16 protein-coding genes are annotated in these 18,532 nt (G+C 73.7%); 5 read left to right on the top strand and 11 right to left on the bottom strand.

Going from position 1 to position 18,532, the window contains the following annotated elements:
• Positions 1-11 precede the first annotated feature (11 nt).
• A complete protein-coding gene (locus tag AB0H37_RS21975; protein WP_089315800.1) occupies positions 12-401 on the top strand; it encodes a metalloregulator ArsR/SmtB family transcription factor in 390 nt (129 codons plus the stop codon).
• A complete protein-coding gene (locus AB0H37_RS21970) occupies positions 398-1,420 on the top strand; it encodes a cation diffusion facilitator family transporter (RefSeq protein ID WP_360614743.1) in 1,023 nt (340 codons plus the stop codon). Before AB0H37_RS21975 ends, AB0H37_RS21970 begins: the two co-directional genes overlap by 4 nt.
• A gap of 26 nt (positions 1,421-1,446) precedes the next feature.
• Here AB0H37_RS21970 and AB0H37_RS21965 read toward each other — a convergent pair whose 3' ends face one another.
• From AB0H37_RS21965 to AB0H37_RS21945, 5 genes are all read right to left on the bottom strand, one after another.
• The gene (locus tag AB0H37_RS21965) at positions 1,447-3,435 is read right to left on the bottom strand and encodes a glycoside hydrolase family 44 protein (RefSeq protein ID WP_360614741.1); all 1,989 of its coding nucleotides are present in this window, start codon (positions 3,433-3,435) and stop codon (positions 1,447-1,449) included.
• A gap of 1 nt (position 3,436) precedes the next feature.
• Positions 3,437-4,951, bottom strand: coding sequence for a cellulase family glycosylhydrolase (locus tag AB0H37_RS21960; RefSeq protein WP_360614739.1), 1,515 nt, complete (start codon positions 4,949-4,951; stop codon positions 3,437-3,439).
• Between the two features lie 177 nt (positions 4,952-5,128).
• Positions 5,129-5,269, bottom strand: a complete 141-nt coding sequence (locus tag AB0H37_RS21955) for a hypothetical protein (RefSeq protein ID WP_179836073.1) — start codon at positions 5,267-5,269, stop codon at positions 5,129-5,131.
• A 110-nt stretch (positions 5,270-5,379) separates the two neighbouring features.
• Positions 5,380-6,267: an amidohydrolase family protein gene (locus AB0H37_RS21950; protein ID WP_179836074.1), complete on the bottom strand. Its 888-nt coding sequence runs from the start codon at positions 6,265-6,267 to the stop codon at positions 5,380-5,382.
• A 20-nt stretch (positions 6,268-6,287) separates the two neighbouring features.
• Positions 6,288-7,307: an alpha/beta hydrolase family protein gene (locus AB0H37_RS21945; protein ID WP_360614737.1), complete on the bottom strand. Its 1,020-nt coding sequence runs from the start codon at positions 7,305-7,307 to the stop codon at positions 6,288-6,290.
• A gap of 171 nt (positions 7,308-7,478) precedes the next feature.
• On the opposite strand from AB0H37_RS21945, the gene AB0H37_RS21940 reads away from it, so the two are divergent.
• Positions 7,479-8,465: a diacylglycerol kinase family protein gene (locus AB0H37_RS21940; RefSeq protein WP_179836076.1), complete on the top strand. Its 987-nt coding sequence runs from the start codon at positions 7,479-7,481 to the stop codon at positions 8,463-8,465.
• A gap of 18 nt (positions 8,466-8,483) precedes the next feature.
• Here AB0H37_RS21940 and AB0H37_RS21935 read toward each other — a convergent pair whose 3' ends face one another.
• A complete protein-coding gene (locus AB0H37_RS21935) occupies positions 8,484-9,041 on the bottom strand; it encodes a PadR family transcriptional regulator (protein WP_179836077.1) in 558 nt (185 codons plus the stop codon).
• Between the two features lie 61 nt (positions 9,042-9,102).
• Complete coding sequence (locus tag AB0H37_RS21930; RefSeq protein ID WP_360614734.1) at positions 9,103-9,957, bottom strand: aldo/keto reductase; 855 nt, start codon at positions 9,955-9,957, stop codon at positions 9,103-9,105.
• Positions 9,958-10,051: 94 nt separating this feature from the next.
• Here AB0H37_RS21930 and AB0H37_RS21925 point away from each other — a divergent pair, with 94 nt between their 5' ends.
• Positions 10,052-10,717 carry a DNA-binding response regulator gene (locus AB0H37_RS21925; RefSeq protein WP_329088473.1) on the top strand — a complete coding sequence of 222 codons (666 nt, stop codon included), beginning with the start codon at positions 10,052-10,054 and terminating at the stop codon, positions 10,715-10,717.
• Between the two features lie 37 nt (positions 10,718-10,754).
• Here the strand turns inward: AB0H37_RS21925 and AB0H37_RS21920 are convergent, their stop codons facing one another.
• Genes AB0H37_RS21920 through AB0H37_RS21905 form a run of 4 tightly spaced genes read right to left on the bottom strand, consistent with a single transcriptional unit; the run spans position 10,755 to position 16,945 of the window.
• Complete coding sequence (locus AB0H37_RS21920; protein WP_089315791.1) at positions 10,755-11,147, bottom strand: hypothetical protein; 393 nt, start codon at positions 11,145-11,147, stop codon at positions 10,755-10,757.
• On the bottom strand, positions 11,147-13,480 hold the full coding sequence (locus AB0H37_RS21915; RefSeq protein ID WP_360614732.1) for a DUF4132 domain-containing protein: 2,334 nt from the start codon (positions 13,478-13,480) through the stop codon (positions 11,147-11,149). The genes AB0H37_RS21920 and AB0H37_RS21915 overlap by 1 nt, the downstream gene beginning before the upstream one ends.
• A complete protein-coding gene (locus AB0H37_RS21910; protein WP_329088469.1) occupies positions 13,480-14,715 on the bottom strand; it encodes a DUF4132 domain-containing protein in 1,236 nt (411 codons plus the stop codon). The genes AB0H37_RS21915 and AB0H37_RS21910 overlap by 1 nt, the downstream gene beginning before the upstream one ends.
• 49 nt (positions 14,716-14,764) lie before the next feature.
• The gene (locus tag AB0H37_RS21905; protein ID WP_360614730.1) at positions 14,765-16,945 is read right to left on the bottom strand and encodes a DUF4132 domain-containing protein; all 2,181 of its coding nucleotides are present in this window, start codon (positions 16,943-16,945) and stop codon (positions 14,765-14,767) included.
• Between the two features lie 96 nt (positions 16,946-17,041).
• Between AB0H37_RS21905 and AB0H37_RS21900 the strand changes: the two genes are divergently transcribed.
• Positions 17,042-18,517, top strand: coding sequence for an NAD(P)/FAD-dependent oxidoreductase (locus AB0H37_RS21900; protein WP_360614729.1), 1,476 nt, complete (start codon positions 17,042-17,044; stop codon positions 18,515-18,517).
• Positions 18,518-18,532 lie beyond the last annotated feature (15 nt).

Below are 18,532 nucleotides of genomic sequence, written 5' to 3'. Positions count from 1 at the left end.
TCTTTGTTCATATGAGCAGTGCTTCAGATGTCGTCGCCCCGGACGCCTGCGCCGTCCGGGTCGTCGACGCCGCGAAGGTCGCCGCCGTCTCGGCGTCCCTGCCGGACGGGGAGACGATCACCGAGCTGGCGCAGGTGTTCGGGCTGCTGTCCGACCCCGGCCGGCTACGGGTGATCACCGCGCTGCTCGAAGGGGGAGAGATGTGCGTGTGCGACATCGCCGCGTCCTGCGGGCACTCGGAGTCGGCGGTCTCGCACGCGCTGCGCCTGCTGCGCGCCAACCGCGTCGTGCGCGTCCGCCGCGCCGGCCGGATGGCCTACTACCGGCTGGACGACTCGCACGTCCGGCTGCTGCTCGATCTCGCCCTCACCCACGTCGGCCACGGGGAGGAAGGCACATGATCGGGGACCGCGAGGACACGCCCGGGAAGCGGGGGCACGGGCACGGGCACGGCCACGGGCACGCCGTCTCCGCGGGCGCCGACCGGCGGCTGCTGACCGGCGCGCTGGCGCTGATCATCGTCTACATGTCGGGCGAGGTGGTCGTCGGCCTGCTCGCCGGGTCGCTGGCGCTGATCACCGACGCGGCGCACATGATGACCGACGCGTTCGCGATCGCGCTGGCGCTGGTCGCGATGCGCATCGCCGCCCGGCCGCCGAAGGGCGGGTACACCTTCGGCCTGCGCCGTGCCGAGATCCTGTCCGCGCAGCTGAACGGGCTGACGCTGATCCTGCTCACCGTCTACTTCGTGTACGAGGGGGTCCGGCGGCTGATCGAGCCGCCCGCCGTGGAGGGCCAGTTCGTCTTCTGGACGGCCCTCGCGGGCATCGCCGTCAACATCGCGGCGACCATGCTGATCAGCCGGGCGGACCGGCGCAGCCTGAACGTCGAGGGCGCGTTCCAGCACATCCTGAACGACCTGTTCGCGTTCATCGCGACCGCGGTCGCGGGCCTGGTCGTGTGGACGACGGGCTTCGCCCGGGCGGACGCGGTCGCCTCGCTGGTGGTGGCCGCGCTGATGCTCAAGGCCGGGTACCGGCTGCTGCGGGACGCGGGCCGGGTGCTCATGGAGGCCGCGCCCGCCGGGCTCGACCCGTCCGAGCTCGGCGCCCGGCTCGCCGGGCGCCCCTGCGTCGAGGAGGTCCACGACCTGCACGTGTGGGAGGTCAGCTCGGGCTACCCGGCGCTGTCGGCGCACGTGCTCGTCGACTCCCAGGGCGACTGCCACGCCGTGCGCCGCGACCTGCAGGAGCTGCTGCGCGACGCCTACGCGATCACGCACACCACGCTGGAGGTCGACCACGTCGACGAGCCGTCCGGCGGCGGCCACGTCCACTGCGACGACGCGCACGGCCCCCGCCATGTGGCGGAGGCCGTCGAGCCGCACGAGCACGCGGGCGGCGCGCCGTGCGACCACTAGGGCCGCGCGGCCGCGCCGTCCTGTGATCAGCGGGCGGTGCAGGCGGCGCCGTTCACCCTGAAGGCGCTCGGCGGCGGATTCGTGCCGCCGCTCGACCCGTTGAAGCCGATCGTCACCGAGCCTCCCGGCCGGATGGTCCGGTTCCAGTCGAGGTCGCGGGCGGTCACGTCCGGGCCGTTCTGCGACCAGGCGGCGTTCCAGCCCTGGGTGACGCGCTGGCCCGCGGCGAACGCGAACCCCAGCGTCCAGCCCTCGATGGGCGATGTCCCGGTGTTGGCGACGGTGACCTGCGCGGTGAAGCCGGTCCCCCACTGGCTCTGCACCGCGTAGCCGGCCTCGCACGCCGGGGCGCCCGGGCCGCCCGCCGGGATCTCGACCAGCGTGATCGAGGACGCGGGGAACGTCGAGGTGAACCCGTCCGCCCCGACCGCCACGTCCGGGGCGCGGACGATCGCGGCCTGGTCGGCGCCGCCGTACCGGTAGACGTGCCCGGCCGCCGGACCGGACCGCCCGGCGATCGACACCGTGCTGGTGAGGTCGTCCGTGAGCGACTTGTTCACGATCATGAGGGTGAGCGCCCTGTCGGACGAGCGCTCCGCCGCGTACACCGCGAGCCTTCCCTGGTCGGCGCTCGACGCGCGGACGGACGTCTCGCCGAACGAGGCGCCCGCGCCGTCGTAGTCGCGGTACATGCGGAAGGCGTAGGCGCCCGGGTCGGACGTGCCCGGCGGGGCCCACAGCGTCGCCAGGTCGAGGCCCTCCCGCCCGAAGATCCCGAGGACGTCCGCCTGGGCCAGCGCGCCGTTCAGGTGGCCGAGCGCGCCCCAGTTGTACTCGGTGATCGCCAGCTTGGTGCCCGGATAGTTCTGGTTCACGAGCTCGCGCATCCGCGGGATGTAGTTGATCGGCTGACCGATCCAGCTCTCGTCGGTGTAGGAGGGGTCCCACAGCTGCCGGGTGGAGCGCAGCCGCAGCTCCTGGGTCGCCGCGTCGCCGGGGTCGCCGGAGGACACCCCGGCCTGCTGCGGGTAGATGTGCTCGTCGAAGTAGTCGAGGATGCGGGTCCCGTGCTCCTGCTCGTAGGCCTTCATCTGCCGGAGGTACCAGTCCGCGAACGGGACGCCGCCGTGCGCCGCCCGGTCCGGCGGGTCGGACCAGCAGTCGCCGCCCTCCCGGTCGCAGGTCTGCTTGTCCAGGCCCGACAGCGACAGCGACTGGAAGCCCCAGCCGACCGGGCCGAGCGTCTGGGCGCCCGGGTCGGCGGCCTTCACGGCGGAGGCGATCGCGTACGTCTGGCGGCGCATCTCGTCGTAGCCGGCGCCGTCCGGGTGCACGTCGCGGTGCGTGGCGTGCCAGAGGTCGGGTTCGTTGTCGAGGTCGTAGAAGCGCACGCCGCCGCCGTCGGCCCGGCCGTACTTGCCCGTCAGGTGGGACAGCCAGTCGGTGATGTACTTCGGGCCGGCCGGGACGCTCGTGTCGGCCGGATCGTTGCCCGTGACGTTCGAACCGTCCGGCTTCACCCCGTTGCCGCAGTCGGGCCGCCACTGGGTGTCGGCGCCCTGCTGCGGCCCGTACTTGGCGATGCCGAAACCGCAGGTGTAGTCGCGGCCCTTCGGCGTCCAGCCGATCAGCGGGACGGTGAGGAGCGTACTGGTGCCGGTCCGGCGGTCCTGGTCGGTGAACTGGTCGGTCTCGGACCCGTCGGGGAGTTTCGCGGGGTCCGGCGCCGGGCCGGGCACGTTCTCGAAGTACCAGTCCGAGCCCCGGTTGGTCTCGTCGTAGAGGTAGTTGTACCGGGTCGTCGCGTTGCCGCCCCACCGCCGGACGGGGAGGCGCAGTTCTTCGGCGAGGTCCTCGGCGGCGAAGTTCATGCCGTAGACGTAGGGGCTGATCGCGTGCCGGGACGCGGACGGGTCGACGGTCAGCGCGGGGCCGTCCGCGGCCTGCGCCGGGGGCGCCGCCCACGGCAGGAGCGCGGCGGCCGCGACGACGGCGAGCCAGGGCTTCCGGGTCATGTCACACCTCGCATGCCTTGTCGTTCACCTCGAACGCGGCGGGCGCGCCGCTCGCCGCGCCGGTCGCCTGGAACCCGATCGAGAGCGAGGCGCCGGGCGCGACGGAGGCGTTCCAGTCCAGGTTCCCGGCGGTGACCGCGGCGCCGCTCTGCGACCAGGCCGCGCTCCACCCCTGGCCGACCTTCTGGTCGCCGGGGAAGGCGAACTCCAGCCTCCAGCCGTTCAGCGCCGAGGACCCGCTGTTGGTGATGGTGACCTGGGCGGTGAAGCCGCCCGACCAGCTGTTCTGCACCGTGTAGGCGACCTTGCAGGACGTCTCCGGCGTGCCCGGGTCGCCGGGGTCGCCGCCCGGGTCGCCGGCGCCGAGCAGGTAGGGATCGAGGTAGGACTGCTTCGCCGTGTTCACGGTCGTCCAGTCGTCGTTGAGGATGCCGCCGGTGTCGCCCGAGTTGGGGTTCCACGACCAGAAGGTGAAGGAGATCCCGCCCGTGCCCTTGCCGAGGTAGGCCATCAGGGTGCGCAGCCAGGTCTGGTCGCGCGGGTCCCCCAGCGTCGTCCCGAACTCGCCGAGCAGGACCGGCGCGACGTTGTTCCTGTCGAGGTAGCCCCAGTTCTTGTCCCAGATCCCGGCCATGTTGGACGGGAAGGACGGGTCGTCGAACCACGGCTGCGGGTACACCGACGTGGCGTAGTCGTGGGCGGAGTACACGAGCCGGTTCGGGACGTTCAGCCGCACCGGGTACTGCGCGGCGCCCTGGAGGTTGCCGCCCCACCAGTAGTTGTCGCCGCCCTGGTCGTTGACGCCCTCCACGATGATCAGCCAGTTCGGGTTGGCCGCGAGGACCGCGTTGCCGGCCTGCTCGGCGGCCAGCCGCCAGTCCCTCGTCTGGTCGCCGCAGCCCCAGCAGGCCGGGGAGTGCGGCTCGTTGTGCAGGTCGGCGCCGATGACCGTGGTGTCGCCCGCGTAGTGCCGGGCGAGCATCGTCCAGTCGGAGATCCAGCGCGACTCGGGGTAGGCGGCGGTGTACCAGAGCGCGGACTGGCCGCCGGAGTCCGGGCGGTGCCGGTCGAGGACGACCTTGAGCCCGATCCGCCCCGCGTACGCGATGATCCGGTCGAGGATCTGCAGCCCGTTCAGGCCCTGCAGGTCGGGGTTCTTGGCGTAGTCGATGCTGTTCGGGGCGCTGCCGGAGTCGAACAGCTGGCTGCTGTAGGGCAGCCGCAGCGTGTTGTACCTCAGGCTCTTGATCTGGTCGAGCATGTCCTTGTAGCCGCGCGACCAGAGGCCGTGCGGGGCGTAGTTGGACGTCTCGGCGCCGAACCAGTTGACGCCCGTCATCCGCACCGGCCGGCCGGCGGCGTCCAGCAGCTGCCGGCCGCTGGTGTGCCAGTAGCCGGCGCCGTCCGCGCGGGCCGGGCGCGGCACGGCCTGGACGAGCGCCAGCGCCAGCAGCACGGCCACGATGATCGAGACGAGGCGGGTCCGCCGGAGTCTCACGGTCACGGTCGTTCTCATGCGGGGTCCTCAGTCGATCGAGTGGGAGCGCTCCCACCGTCCGCGGAGGCGCCCGGCGTGTCAAGGACGGCCAGCGGTTGCCCCCGGCGACCAGGCGTCCCGCGTGAAAACCCGTGAAAAAGACTGGCCCCGCACGAGGCGGGGCCAGTTGTTTAGGCAACCAACAACATCAGTTCGTCAGTCCTGCTTCCCCCGCTCGACGCCGAGGTTCTCCGCCACCTGGTCGATCACCTCGTCGACGTCCTCCGGGGAGCCGCTGACCACCGGCTGCTTGTCGGCCCAGTCGTCGCGCTTCTTCGGCAAACCGTTGCCAGCCATATCTATCCACTCCATCTCGTTTTATCTCTAAAAGGGTCGGAGCTCTTACCCCGGCCACAATGGGGATCGTCCGCGATGGTGGGGGTACCGCAACGGTTTCGGCCCGCCGGCTACGAGAGGCCGAACAGGTCGGCCGGGCCGCGCCAGCAGACCGAGCGCAGCCAGTCGTCGCCGAGGTCGAGGGCGGCCAGCGACTCCAGCTGGTGCGCGTACTCGTAGGGGATGTTCGGGAAGTCGGTGCCGAGCAGGACGCGCCCCTCCAGGCCGAGCTCGTGCAGCCGGGGCAGCAGCGCGTCCGGGAAGGGCGCCAGGGCGGCGAAGCGAGTGAAGATCATCGTCGTGTCGAGGTGGACGCCCTCGTGCGCGTCGGCGAGGGCGAAGAAGCCCTCGAACTCGGGCGCGCCCAGGTGGGCGATGATCGTCGTCAGGCGCGGATGGCGGGCGAGCACCTCGCCGAACGGGCCGGGCCCGGTGTAGCCGTTGGCGACCGGCCCGGAGCCCGCGTGGACGAGGGCGGGCACCCCGGCGTCGGCGAGCATCCCCCACACCGCGTCCAGCTCCTTGAGGCGCGGGTCGAAGCCGCCGACCTGGAGGTGGACCTTGAAGACGCGGGCACCCGCGTCCAGCGCGCGGCGCACGTACTCCTCGACGCCGGGCTCGGGGTAGAACGTGGCGGTCTGGAGGCATTCGGGGACCCGAGCGGCGAACCGGGCGGCCCACTCGTTCAGCGACTCGGCCATGCCGGGCCGGTGCGGATAGGCGAGCGAGGTGAACGCGCGGACGCCGAGCCCGTGCAGGAAGTCCAGCCGCTCCTGCTCGGAGTCCCGGTAGCGGATGGGCCACTCGGTGCCGATCAGGGGCCCGGCCTCGTCGAAGTACCCCCACACCGCGCTCATCAGCCGCTGCGGCATGAAGTGGACATGGACGTCGATGATGCCGGGTAGTCCGAGCGACCGCCAGAACGCGGGGACAGCTGAATCAGAACGAGGTTCGGCCACGGCCCGACCCTAGCCGCCGCTCAGGTGATCTCCGCGAGCAGGGCGGGCAGCGCGGCCCGCAACTCGCGGCGCCAGTAGGGCCAGGTGTGGGTGCCGCGGTAGAAGTGCGTGGACACGGGGACGCCGAGCTTCTTCAGCTTGCCCGCGAACTCCTCGGAGACGGTGTGGGCGAGGGCCTCCAGCGCGTCGCGGGGGCCGGCCTCCCGCCCGCCCCGGCCGGGGTGGTCGAAGGGGCCGGGGGCGCCGTCCCCGGCGCTGACGTGCACGCGGACGCCCGTGAGCCGGCCGGCGAGGTCGTAGGGGTTGTGCTGGCGCCACACGACGCGCTGCTCGTCGGGGTCGCCCCACACGTCCGTCCAGTCGAGGGACGGCGCGCCGATCGCGACGCTCAGCTCGACGAGGTCGGCGACGTCGAGCCCGGACGGGTCGCGGTGCAGCGTGTGCACCGGCCCGCTGAACGACGCCGCCGCCCGGAAGAGGCCCCGGTGCCTGGCCGCGTACGCCAGCGCGCCGAGCCCGCCCATCGCGTTGCCGGCGACGGCGCGGTCCGGGCCGGCACGGTATCCGCGTTCCAGGATCTGCCGGAGTTCGGCGAGGTGGAAGGTCTCCCACTTCGGCGCGCCGCCGCCGCCGCGGTTCCACCAGTCGGTGTAGCTGCCGCACGGGCCGCCGTCCGGCATGACGACGATCACGTCGGCGCCCTCGGTCAGCTCCTCGATGTCGCTGTGCTCGCTCCAGGCGGTGTGGCCGTCCCGGCCGGCGGAGGCCCCGTGCAGGAGCCAGAGCACCGGCCAGGTGCGGGAGGCGTCCCGTGACCAGCCGGGGGGCAGCAGGAGGCGGGCGCGGGCGACGCCTCCGAGGACGGGGGAACGCACGGCCAGGTCGAGGACGCGGCGGCGCGGGCGGCGCTCGCCGACCACGGTCGCGCCGTCGTCGGCGGCGGGCGCGCCGGGCGGAGCCGTGCCGCCCGCCGCGATGGACGCGGTCAGCCCGGCGACCGCAACGACGAGTCCCGCTCCCGCAAAGCCGCGCAACCGCATGTTCCCGCCCCGGTCGTCCAGAGGATGCCTGCTTGTAAAGGTTCCCTCTGACGGGAATGTTTCAACGCTGTGTAATCGGTTTATAAAATGTCGGGCCGGGAGTTCCGGTCCACGTACCTTCCTGGGTGACGCGGACGAAGGGGGCGACCGGAAGAGATGCGGAGCGTCCAGATGCGGAGCAAGGCGGAGCTGGAGTCGGCGATCGCGGGCGGCGGGCGCGCGGCGCTGGTGATCAACTCCCGCTCCCGGCGGGGCCGGCGGCTCTACGGCACGGCCCGCCGCCTGCTGCGCGAGGCGGGGCTGGAGTTCCCCCACGTCTTCCCGGTGACCGACCCCTCCCGGCTGCCGGAGCTGTTCTCCGACGTCCTCGCGCTGGAGCCCGACCTCGTGGTCGTCGGCGGCGGGGACGGCACGGTCGCCGAGGCGGTCGGGCACCTGGCGCACCGCGACATCGCGCTCGGGGTGCTGCCGCTCGGCACCACCAACAACTTCGCCCGCAGCCTGGAGCTGCCGCTGGACCTGCCGGGCGCGGTCGCGACCCTCGCCCTCGCCCGGCCGGAAGGCGGGAAGGTCGCCGACGTCGACGTCGGCTGGTTCGAGTCGACGGGCGACCCGCAGGGCGAGGGGCCGGGCGACGAGCGCGAGCACATCTTCGCCAACATGGTCAGCCTCGGCCTGTCGGTCCAGGTCGCAGGGCACGTCCCGCACATGCTCAAGCGGTTCCTCGGGCGTCCCGCCTACGCGCTGACGGCGGCGGGGCTGCTGCCCCGGCACGAGGCGTTCACCGCCCGCATCACGATCGACGGCGAGACGCACGAGGTCGCGACCCACCAGCTGAACGTCGCCAACGGCGCGCACCACAGCGGGCAGCGCATCGCCCGCGACGCCAGCCCGGACGACCGGCTGCTGGCGGTGTACCGACTCGGCGACGAGCGGCGGCTGCGGCTGGCGTCGGCCACGGCCCGCCATGTCCTCACCGGCCCGTGGCGGTCGCTGGAGGACGACGCCTTCCTCACCACGACGAACGTGCAGATCGAGACCGACCCGCCGATGCAGGTGGACGTGGACGGCGAGGTCCGCGGCCGCACCCCGGTGTCGATCAAGCTGCGCGGCAACGCCCTGCGGGTGATCGTCCCCAGGACGTTCGTCGACACCTGATCGGCCGGCCCGGCGCCGCTAGCCGCGCTCGTCGGCCATGACGTAGGCGCCCGCCTCCAGGCGCTCGATCACGCCGAGCGTCCAGGCCCTGGCGGAGTCGGCGGAGTGGACCCACCAGCCGAGCAGCTCGCGCAGATGGTCGGAGGGGTCGAGCTCGTCCAGGGGCGGGGCGACGGAGGCGCGCCAGGCGGCCAGGCCGTCGAGGCGCTCGCGCAACAGGGCGAGCGCCTCGGCGCGCGGCAGCTCGGTGAGGAACCCCAGGCCCGCGGTCAGCATCTCCGGGTGCCGGACGTCCACCGCGGAGAGGGCGGAGCGCAGCAGCCGGTGGAACTCCTCCCGGCCGGCGTCGGTGATCTCGTAGTCGGTGTGCGGCGGACCGGCCTCGCTCTCCTCCACCTCGTGGGCGTGCAGCAGGCCCTCCTTGGCCAGCTGCCTGAGCGCGTGGTAGATCGAGCCCGGGTTGACGTGGGCCCACTCGTCCGAGCCCCAGGAGAGCAGCTCGCGGCGGACCTCGTAGCCGTGCGCCCGCCCGAACCTGCGCACCCCGCCGAGCACCAGCAGCCGCGTCGTCGACATGCTCTCCCCCTGATCGCAAACCTGTTCAGGGTAGAGGGTCCGGCGTCCGTGCGCGCGGTCCTCACCGCTTCAGGGCGGCGAGATCCTCCGGGGCGAGCGTGAGATCCGCGGCGGCGACGTTCTCCTCCAGGTGGACCGGGGAGCCGGTGCCCGGGATCGCGAGCATCACCGGGGAGAGCGCCAGCAGCCCCGCGAGGAGCACCTGCGGGACGGTGGCGCCGTGACGGGCGGCGATCGCGTTGACGCGCGCGTCGTCGGGGATGCCGAACCCGCCGAGCGGGAAGTAGGGGGCGTAGGCGATGTGCTCGCGCTCACAGGAGGCCAGGAGCTCGGCGTCCCGCGACCGCGTCACGTCGAACCGGTTCTGGACGGCCGCGACCGGCGCGATCCCGCGCGCCTCCGCCAGCTGGGCGGGGCTCACGTGGCTCAGCCCGAGATGCCTGATCAGCCCCTCCTCGCGCAGCCCGGCCAGGACGGCGAAGCGCTCCCCGACCGGCTCGTCCGACGGGGCCTCCAGCCCGCCGGGCCGCAGGTAGACCAGGTCGAGCCGGTCGAGCCCCAGCTCGGTGAGGTTGCGCTCCACCTCGGCGCGCAGCTCCGACGCCGGGAGCTGCCCGGACGGGTAGGGGTCGCCCGGTCCCCGGTACGGTCCCACCTTCGTGGCGACGACCAGGCCGGGCGGGTAGGGGGCGAGCGCGGCGCGGATCATCTCGTTGGCCGCGGGACCGCCCTCGTGGTAGTAGAACGCCGCCGTGTCGATGTGGTCCACGCCCACCTCGACCGCCCGCTGGAGGATCTTGATTCCGGTGCCCCGGTCGTTCGCGGGTCCGCCGCGGGTGCTCACGGGCAGCCGCATCGCGCCGAAGCCCATCCGGGAGATCCGCAGGTCGCCGCCGAGATCGAAGTGTCGTGTCATGCGGTCCACTGTGCTGGGCCCGCGGGGCCGGGGCGATCGGCTGGCAGCTTGCTGCCACCGCGCCGCGCGGCGGGCCGCGTGGCAGACTGGGCGCGTGAGCGTCGATCTGGACCGGAACGTCGTGCTTCGCGGGGAGGCGGAGCTGGTCGAGCGCGCCGGACGGCTGTTCTACGCCTGCGAGGAGTTCGCGTGCGCCGCGACGGACCAGAACACGTGGGCGCTGCCCGGTCTCCGGGAGCGGATCATCGCCGAGCGGCACCGGATCCGGCCCGCCCCGGCCGTCCGCAAGCTGTACAACCCGGCGGCCCTCGCCGACGAGGAGTCCGAGCGGCGGCTCCTCGCGGTCGCCGCCGCGGGCGCGCGGGTGCGGATCTGCCCGACGCCGCTACCGCACGAGACGATCATCGTGGACCGGAAGGTCGCCATCCTCGCGGGCCCGGTGGAGGGCGGCGTCCGCGAGTACACCGTCGTCCGGTCGCCGGGCGTGGTGAAGGGCGTGGTCTCGCTGTTCCGGGCGACGTGGGAGACGGCGACCGAGCTGGCCGACCACCGGCGCGACCGGCCGCCCGCGCTGAGCGAGGAGAGCCTGCGCATCCTGGGGCTGCTCGGCGGCGGGCTGAAGGACGAGGCGGCCGCGCGGCGGCTCGGCATGTCGCTGCGCACCTACCGGCGCCGCGTCGCCGAGATCCTCGTCCTGCTGGACGCCGACTCCCGCTTCCAGGCGGGGCTGCGCGCCCACGAGTTCGGCCTGGTCGGCTGAACCCCTCGCCCGGTCGGGTCCTCGGCCGGTCGGGTCCTCAGCCGCCGGCGAGCGGGACGAGCCTGATGAAGACCAGGTCGGGGTCGCCGGTGAGGTCGATCTCCTCGTCGAGGTCCTCGACCTGGCGGTCGGCGGCGAGCACGAAGAACCCGTTGCCGAGGAAGGCGCGCTCGGCGATGTCGGCCTGCCGCTCCCAGTCCAGGCGGCGGGGCTCGCGCAGCCGGTAGCCGTTCAGCTCCGCCTCGGCGCCGTCCGGGCGGACCAGGCCGTGGAACCGGTCGGAGGGGCGCGCGTTGTGCCGGGCGACCTCCTCGCGGACCCGGAGCCTGATCAGCTCCCGGACGGTCATCCGGTCGGGCAGCCCGGCCACCTGGAAACCGGCGACGGGCGCGCCGGCGGCCGTCTCGTCGCGGAAGTTCACGGCGGGCATCAGGCACCTCGCTTGATCTGCGTCAGGATGGACTCGTCCTCGATCGCGTCGTCGGCGGCGAGCAGGAACGCCTTGCTGAGGATGAGCGAGAGCCGCTCGTCCTCGAACGGCAGGAAGACTCTGGCGCCGGCGGCGCGGCGCTCCGGGACGATGCAGAGGAACGTGTCGTCCGGTTCCATCACGATGTTCGCCGAGCCGAGGTGGATCCTGTAGGTGCGCAGCTCGCCGCGCACGACCAGGTAGCGGCCGTCGATCGCGCACCGGTCGGCGATCTTCGTGCGCGGCAGGACGCGTTCCAGGGCGTCCCTGCGGGTCCGGGTCGACTCGCCGAGGTCGGCGTACCACGCGCGCACCCAGTACTCGTGGGCCTCGCCGTCCTCCCACATGGGGTCGGCGGCGATGGAGGCGACGCCGACGAACAGGTCCACGTCCCGCATCGCCTCGCTGAACACCAGCGGCGGGACGTCGGCGAGGGCCGCCTCCCGCCAGCCGCCGCCGTCGCCGCGGCGGTCGAACACCACCCGGTTCGTCCCGGCGATCTCGTGCTCGCCCTGCCAGTCGGCCAGGACGTGGGAGAATCTGACCCGCCACTCCCCCGCCGCGAGCGTCCGGGCCGCCTCGTCAGAGCCTCCGCCGTCCCAGGGGCCGAGCAGGGCGCTCGTCCAGCCGCGGGCCCGGAACAGGGCGAACATCCGCCGGTAGTGGACGAGGTGCGCGGCGAACCGGTTGGAGTAGGTCGCGGTGTCCTCTTCCGCGGGGGTGAGGAGGTAGATCTCGCGGAACGCCTGCTTGAAGGGCTGCCGGATCCGCCGCTCGACGAGCAGGTCGCGCCAGGCGCGCACCTCGTCCGGCCGTGACCTGATCGGGTGCCACAGCCGGACGGGCGCGTCATCGGCGGCGTCCGGCGGTTCGTCCGCCTCGGGGAGGACGGTGCGCCAGTCGCCGGGGGCGGTCTCGACCTGCCAGAGGAGCGTGCGCATCACCGGCCCGGCGATCGGGTGGCGCAGGAGCGCGTCCCGCCACCGGCCGAACGGGTGGACGGCCTCGACGGTGAAGCCGCCCTCCAGCGCCCGCGCGAGCGTGACCAGCTGGGCGCTGACGCGTTTGGCGAGGTCGCGCAGCTCCGCGACCTCGGCCTTGTGGTCGCGGCGGACGGGGGCGGGCACGCCTTTCAGCGCCGTGCCGCCCTTCTCGAAGGTCAGCTCGGCCTTGCCGGCGGTGACGGTGACGAGGGCCGTGTAGCCGCCGAGTTCCCGGCGCAGGACGCCCCCGGGGCCGAAGCCCAGATCGGGGAGGCGCAGCGCGACCTCGGTCCGCTCGGCGAGGGCCGCCTCGACCTTCTTGAGCATCTTGTCGAGCTGCTTGGGCACCCCGGCGTGCCGGGCCTTCCCGCGGACGGTCCGGATCGCGGTGACCAGCTCGGGCGTCGGGAACTCCTGCGCGGCCCGGACGATCTCGTACAGCAGGGCCTGCGACGGCAGCGTCCTCGCGTCCGTCGGAGCCACGGAGATGCCGGGCAGGAGACGGTCGAACAGGCCGGGCAGCCACGGCTCGTCGCGCAGCAGCGCGATGCGCGCGGCGTGCCCGACGGCGGCGACCTCGTCCCCGGTGAACGCCTTGTCCGCGCGGAACGGGATCTCGCCGTCCTGGACGGCGCGGGCGCGGTCGGCCGCGGACTCCAGGGCCGCGCGGGCGTACTCGACGCAGGCGGGGATGGCGGCGACCCGCTCCCACACCTGGGGCGCGACCGCCGGGGAGGTGAAGGACCGGGTGTCGAAAAGCTCGGCCAGCAGCACGCGTTCCGCCGGTGCCAGGCGCAGCACGAGGTCGAGTTCGTCCCGCGCGATCGGCCCCCGCCTGACCTGGCCGAGACGGTCGGCGACCGCCCGCAGGACGCCGTCGCCCGCGAGCCCGCCGATCGCGAGCAGCGCGAACGGCTGGTCGAGGCGCTCGTGGTCGAGAAGGTACTCGGCCAGCGTCCGTGCCGGGCCGGCGAGGTCGGGCCAGGGCCCCGTGCAGCGGACCAGCGTGCCCGCACCGAGCACGAGGTCCGCCCACCTGCGCTGGGCCAGCCCGCCGACCAGCGCCTGGAACATCCGCTCGCACGCCTCCGGCGTGTAGCGCGGCTGCCGCTGCTTGGCCTCGTCCTCGACGCTGAACCGGACCGACGTCGACACGAACGGCGCCTCCCGGCCGACCGCGTAGGCGGCGGGCACGAGGGTGCCGAGGTCCTGGTCGGACAGTGCCGACAGGTCGGGATGCCAGGTGCGCAGCTCCTCGTCCTCCGTCGTCGGTTCGGTCATGACGCGCAACAGCCGCGCGGCCAGCTCCATCAGGCCCCCTTCTTGATCTGCCGCAGGACGGCCTCGTCGGTGATCCGGTGGTCGGCGGCCAGCAGGGACGCCGTGCCGAGGACGCGCGCCAGCTCCTCGTCCTCGAACGGCAGGAACAGGCCCTTCTGCCCCGTCCGCCGGGACGGCTCGACCAGCAGCCGGTCGTCGCCCGGCTCCATCAGCACGCCGCCGGAGCCGAGGTGGACGCGGTAGGTGCGCAGCCCGCCGCGGACGACGAGGAACCGCCCGTCGACCGAGCAGCGGTCGGCGATCCTCGTGCCGGGCAGGACCCGGCGCAGCACGTCCGCGCGGATCTCGGCGGTCGCCGACAGCGCGCCGAACGGGTCCTCCTCCTCGGCCGGCGCGAGGCGCAGGAACAGGTCGGCCTCCCGCATGCCCTCGCTGAACACCGGCTGCGGCACGGCCCGCGGCGGCTCCTCCCGCCAGCGGCCGGCGACCCGCCGCTCGAACGTCACCCGCGCCCGGCCCCCGTGGCAGCCGACCCGCCACGCGCCCTCGGCGAGGACGCGCCGGGCCTCCCCGTCGAAACGGCCCCGGCGCAGGTCCCCGGCGCCGGACGGGCCGGGCCGGTAGGTCTCGCGGAACGCCTGCCGGAACGACTGCGCCATCTGGTTGCCGGTCACGAAGTTCCGCCAGGCCCGGACGGCGCCGGGGAACGCCCGCGCCGGATGCCACAGCCGGACCCGCGCGCCGCGTGGCGGCACGGGCAGGGCGCGGCCGTCCACGGTGACCAGGACGTCCTCGCCGGGCGTGGCGGCGTGCCAGTGCCCGTCCGGCTCCTCGAACTCCCAGATCAGACCGTGCGCGACCCGCCCGGTGACCGGGTGGTCGCGGTAGTCCCGGCACCACTGCCCGTACGGCCAGGTCCGCTCGGCCGCCATCAGCGCCTCGACCCGCGCCCGCTCGGCGGCCAGCGTCGCGCGGACCTGCCTCGCCAGTGCCTTCGTCTCCTTGACCTGCGCGGCGAACGCTCCCCTGAGCGCGCCCGGGACGGTCGGCAGCGCGCGGCCCTCCGCGCCGATGAAGGTCAGCCGGACGGTCATCGGGTCGGCGATGGCGAGGACCGCCTGGTAACCGCCGATGTCGCGGGCGAGTGAGCCGTCGCGGCCGAGCCCGTGCGCGGGCACGCCGGGCTCGGGCACGGGCCCGGCCGGGCCGGGCGGGCGGTCCAGAAGGTCGAGCGCTGCCGGCGGCGCCCGGAGGTCGTCGGACATGAGGTGATCTTTCCAGACGGAGGCGCCGGTTCCAGAACGTTCCAGGTGATCACACGCCGATCTGCCGCCGGATCGAGGCGTCGGTGATCTTGTGGTCGGCGGCCAGCAGGAACGCCTTGCTCAGGATGAGCGAGAGCCGCTCGTCCTCGAACGGCAGGTACAGCGTGCCGGGGGCCCGGCGGCCCTGGACGATGCACAGGTAGGCGCCGTCCGGTTCCATCAGGACGTTCGCCGACCCCAGATGGATCCTGTAGGTGCGCAGCTCTCCGCGGACCACCAGGTGGCGGCCGTCGAGGGCGCACCGTCCGGCGATCCTCGTGCGCGGCAGGATGCGCTCCAGCGCCGCGCGGCGGACCTCGGCGCTCGCGGTCAGCGCGCCGAAGCCCGCCTCGCGCCGGTAGGCGGCGTGGCGGTCCTCGCCCCGGTCGGCCCAGTCCGGGTCGGCGGCGATGGAGGTGACGCCGACGAACAGGTCCACGTCCCGCATCGCCTCGCTGAACACCGGCGGGGGGACGTCGGCGAGCTGCGCCTGCCGCCAGCGCCGGCCGTGCCTGCGCTCGAAGCGGACCTGGTCGGTCGCGGCGTGCTCGATCACCCAGTCGGCGTCGTCCACCGGCTCGTGGTGGAAGCACGCCCGCCATTCGCCGCCGCCGAACTCGCCGCGCGCCTCGCCGTTGAGGCCGCCCTCGTGCCGGCCGAGGAAGTTGGCCTGCCAGCCCCGCTCCCTGAACAGCGCGTACAGCCGCCGGTAGTGGACGATGTGCGCCGCGTACCGGTTGGAGTAGGTCGCAGTGCCCTCTTCTGCCGGGGTGAGGAGGTAGATCTCGCGGAACGCCTGCTTGAACGGCTGCCGGACCTGCTCGTCGACGACGCGTTCCCGCCAGGCCCGCACGTCGTCCACCGCCGCGCGGATGGGATGCCAGAGCCTGACGTGCGCGGCGTCGCCGCCCGGAGCGGCGAGGGATGCGCGCCAGCGGCCGTCCTCGTCCTGGAACTCCCAGATGAGGCCGCGGACGACCGCACCGGTGATCGGGTGGTCGCGGTAGTGCTCGCACCACTCGGCGTAGGGCCAGACGCGGTCCTCGGACATGAGGCCCTCGACGCGCGCCCGCTCGCTCGACAGCGTCGCCCGCACCTCCTTGGCGAGCGCCTTCAGCCGCCCCAGCTCCTCGGGGAAGCCGTCCTTGACCGCGGCCGGGGCCGTCCGGAGGGCGCGGCCGTCCGCGCCGGTGAAGGTGATCCGGACGGCCGCCGCGCCCTCGACCGCGACGCGCACCGTGTGGACGCCGAGCGTCCGCTCCACCGAGCCGTCCGGGCCCAGGCCGTGGGCGGGGACGGTGCGCTCGACGAGCTGCGCCCGCGTGATGCCCTGCCGCTCGGCCGCCGCCTGGAGCGCCGTGTCGAGCTGCTTGCGCAGCGCGCGGTTCCTGATCGGCGTGCGGAGGCGCCAGAGCGCCTCCAGCGCGCGCGGATCGTCGATCGCGCCCAGCGCGTTGATCGCCGCGCCCGCGAGCTTGGGGCCCTCGTAGAGGTCGCGGCCGGAGGTGCCCATGCGCAGCGCGAGCGCCTGGAGGCGGGGCACGGCCTCCGGGCCGCCGGTGAGGGCCGCCGCCCAGACGGCGCCGCGCGCGACGTCCCCGTGGTACGGGTGGACCACATGGTGGTATCCGCAGGACGAGCCGGTGTGCGGACCGTCCTCGCGGGTGCAGTACGGCTCGTCCTCGGCGAGCGCGCGGAGGCACTCGGCGACGTCCTCGCGCGCGGCCGCCTCGTCGGCGAGGGTGACGCACGCGCGATGCCACGTGCGCGTGGGGCGCGGTGCCGACAGGCCCGCCAGGTGCCGGACGAACCGGGTCAGCTCGGCCGACGGCGCCGTCCGCACGCGCTCCCGGAGCGGCGCGGCCCAGGTGTCGTGGACGGGGAGGACCCCCTCGGGCAGGTACGCCTCGTCCACGCTCGCCAGCAGCGCCCGCAGGCCGCGGTCGACCCGCTGCCGGTACCCGATCGGGACGTCGGCCCGCGCGAAGCGGCCGGTGACGTGCTTCAGCAGCGGCGCCAGCTCGCGCAGGGCCCCGGCGTCGAGGCGCTCGGCGGCGGGCAGGGCCTCCTGGAGGAGCAGGGCGAACCGGGAGCCCTGCTCCTCGGACTCGCAGGCGCGCGCCATCATCGCCTGGACGGCGCCGGGGCCGTCGTCGGTGCGCGCTTCGGTGGCGAGGGCGTCGTCGGGCATGCCGGGATGCTGTCAGGACCGGCCGACAAAACGCGCCGCCGCGACACCTTCTCAGTGACTTCACGGTCACCTACGCTCGTGGGGTACCGATACAGAATGAGATTCGGGACGGCCATGACGCACAGCGTGGTGATCATCGGGAGCGGGTTCGGCGGGATCGGGATGGCGATCCGGCTCCGGCGGGCTGGCGTGCGCGACGTGGTGATCCTGGAGAAGGCCGGCGACCTCGGTGGTACCTGGCGCGACAACACCTACCCGGGCGCGGCCTGCGACGTCCCGTCCCACCTGTACTCGTTCTCGTTCGAGCGCAAGATCGACTGGTCGCGCCGCTTCCCGCCGCAGGCGGAGATCCTGGAGTACCTGCGGCACTGCGCCCGCGAGCACGGCGTGCTGGAGGCGATCCGGTTCGGCACCGAGGTGACCGAGGCGCGGTTCGACGAGGACGCGGCGCTCTGGCGGATCTCCACCACGACGGGGGACCTCGCGGCGCGGGTCCTGGTCTCGGCGTGCGGGCAGCTCAACCGGCCCGAGCTGCCGCCGATCGAGGGGCGCGAGTCGTTCACGGGCCCGGCCTTCCACTCCTCCCGCTGGGACCACGGCACCGACCTGCGGGGCAAACGCGTCGCGGTGATCGGGACGGGCGCGAGCGCGGTCCAGATCGTCCCGGAGATCGCCGGGGAGGCGGCGGAGCTGCTGCTGTTCCAGCGGTCCGCGCCGTACGTGATCGACAAGCCGGACCGGCCGTACCGGGACTGGGAGCGGGCCGCGCTGCGGGCCGTGCCGGGGCTGTACGCGCTGAGCCGCGCCCGGATCTACGCGCTGTTCGAGGCCCGCGCACTCGGCTTCATCCGGTACCCGCGGCTGATGGGGATCATGGAGCGCGGCTTCCGCCGGCACCTGGCAGAGCAGGTCGCCGACCCCGCGCTGCGCGTCGAGCTCGTCCCCGGATACCGGATGGGATGCAAGCGGATCCTGCTGTCCGGCGACTACTATCCGGCGCTGAACAGGCCGAACGTGCGGCTCGTCACCGACCCGATCGAGCGCGTCACCCCGGCGGGCATCCGGACGGCGGGCGGCGAGCACGAGGCCGACGTCATCGTGTACGCGACCGGGTTCCGCTCCACCGAGTTCCTGTCCCCCATGAAGATCGTCGGACGGGACGGGCGGGAGCTGAACGATGCGTGGCGGGACGGCGCGCAGGCGCACCTCGGCATCACCGTCAGCGGCTTCCCCAACCTGTTCCTGCTGTACGGGCCCTACACCAACCTCGGGCACAACTCGATCATCTACATGCTGGAGTCGCAGTTCCGGTACGTCCTCGGGTGCGTGGAGGCGCTGCGCGGCGCGGGCCTGGACTGGATCGACGTGCGGCCGGACGTGCAGGACGCGTTCACCCGGGAGATGCAGGAGCGGATGCGCTCGACCGTCTGGGAGGCGGGCTGCCGGAGCTGGTACATGACGGCGGGCGGGAAGGTCGTCAACAACTGGCCGGGCTACACCTTCGCCTACCGCCGCGCGACCCGCCGGCCCGACCCTCGGCATTTCCGCGCGCGGCGTGCCGCCGCCCGGTAGCGGGCGCGGCCTAGG

Origin of the sequence: Actinomadura sp. NPDC023710, from assembly GCF_040639875.1 — a bacterium.
GTDB lineage: Bacteria > Actinomycetota > Actinomycetes > Streptosporangiales > Streptosporangiaceae > Spirillospora > Spirillospora citrea.
This window is presented reverse-complemented; position numbering and strand designations above follow the sequence as displayed.

Coding starts and splice junctions, on each gene's coding strand:
- AB0H37_RS21910 (WP_329088469.1), bottom strand. CDS start 14,715: ATGTCCGACGACCTCCGGGCGCCGCCGGCAGCGCTCGACCTTCTGGAC.
- AB0H37_RS21955 (WP_179836073.1), bottom strand. CDS start 5,269: ATGGCTGGCAACGGTTTGCCGAAGAAGCGCGACGACTGGGCCGACAAG.
- AB0H37_RS21960 (WP_360614739.1), bottom strand. CDS start 4,951: ATGAGAACGACCGTGACCGTGAGACTCCGGCGGACCCGCCTCGTCTCG.
- AB0H37_RS21915 (WP_360614732.1), bottom strand. CDS start 13,480: ATGGAGCTGGCCGCGCGGCTGTTGCGCGTCATGACCGAACCGACGACG.
- AB0H37_RS21930 (WP_360614734.1), bottom strand. CDS start 9,957: ATGACACGACACTTCGATCTCGGCGGCGACCTGCGGATCTCCCGGATG.
- AB0H37_RS21935 (WP_179836077.1), bottom strand. CDS start 9,041: ATGTCGACGACGCGGCTGCTGGTGCTCGGCGGGGTGCGCAGGTTCGGG.
- AB0H37_RS21970 (WP_360614743.1), top strand. CDS start 398: ATGATCGGGGACCGCGAGGACACGCCCGGGAAGCGGGGGCACGGGCAC.
- AB0H37_RS21920 (WP_089315791.1), bottom strand. CDS start 11,147: ATGCCCGCCGTGAACTTCCGCGACGAGACGGCCGCCGGCGCGCCCGTC.
- AB0H37_RS21900 (WP_360614729.1), top strand. CDS start 17,042: ATGAGATTCGGGACGGCCATGACGCACAGCGTGGTGATCATCGGGAGC.
- AB0H37_RS21975 (WP_089315800.1), top strand. CDS start 12: ATGAGCAGTGCTTCAGATGTCGTCGCCCCGGACGCCTGCGCCGTCCGG.
- AB0H37_RS21940 (WP_179836076.1), top strand. CDS start 7,479: ATGCGGAGCAAGGCGGAGCTGGAGTCGGCGATCGCGGGCGGCGGGCGC.
- AB0H37_RS21965 (WP_360614741.1), bottom strand. CDS start 3,435: ATGACCCGGAAGCCCTGGCTCGCCGTCGTCGCGGCCGCCGCGCTCCTG.
- AB0H37_RS21905 (WP_360614730.1), bottom strand. CDS start 16,945: ATGCCCGACGACGCCCTCGCCACCGAAGCGCGCACCGACGACGGCCCC.
- AB0H37_RS21945 (WP_360614737.1), bottom strand. CDS start 7,307: ATGCGGTTGCGCGGCTTTGCGGGAGCGGGACTCGTCGTTGCGGTCGCC.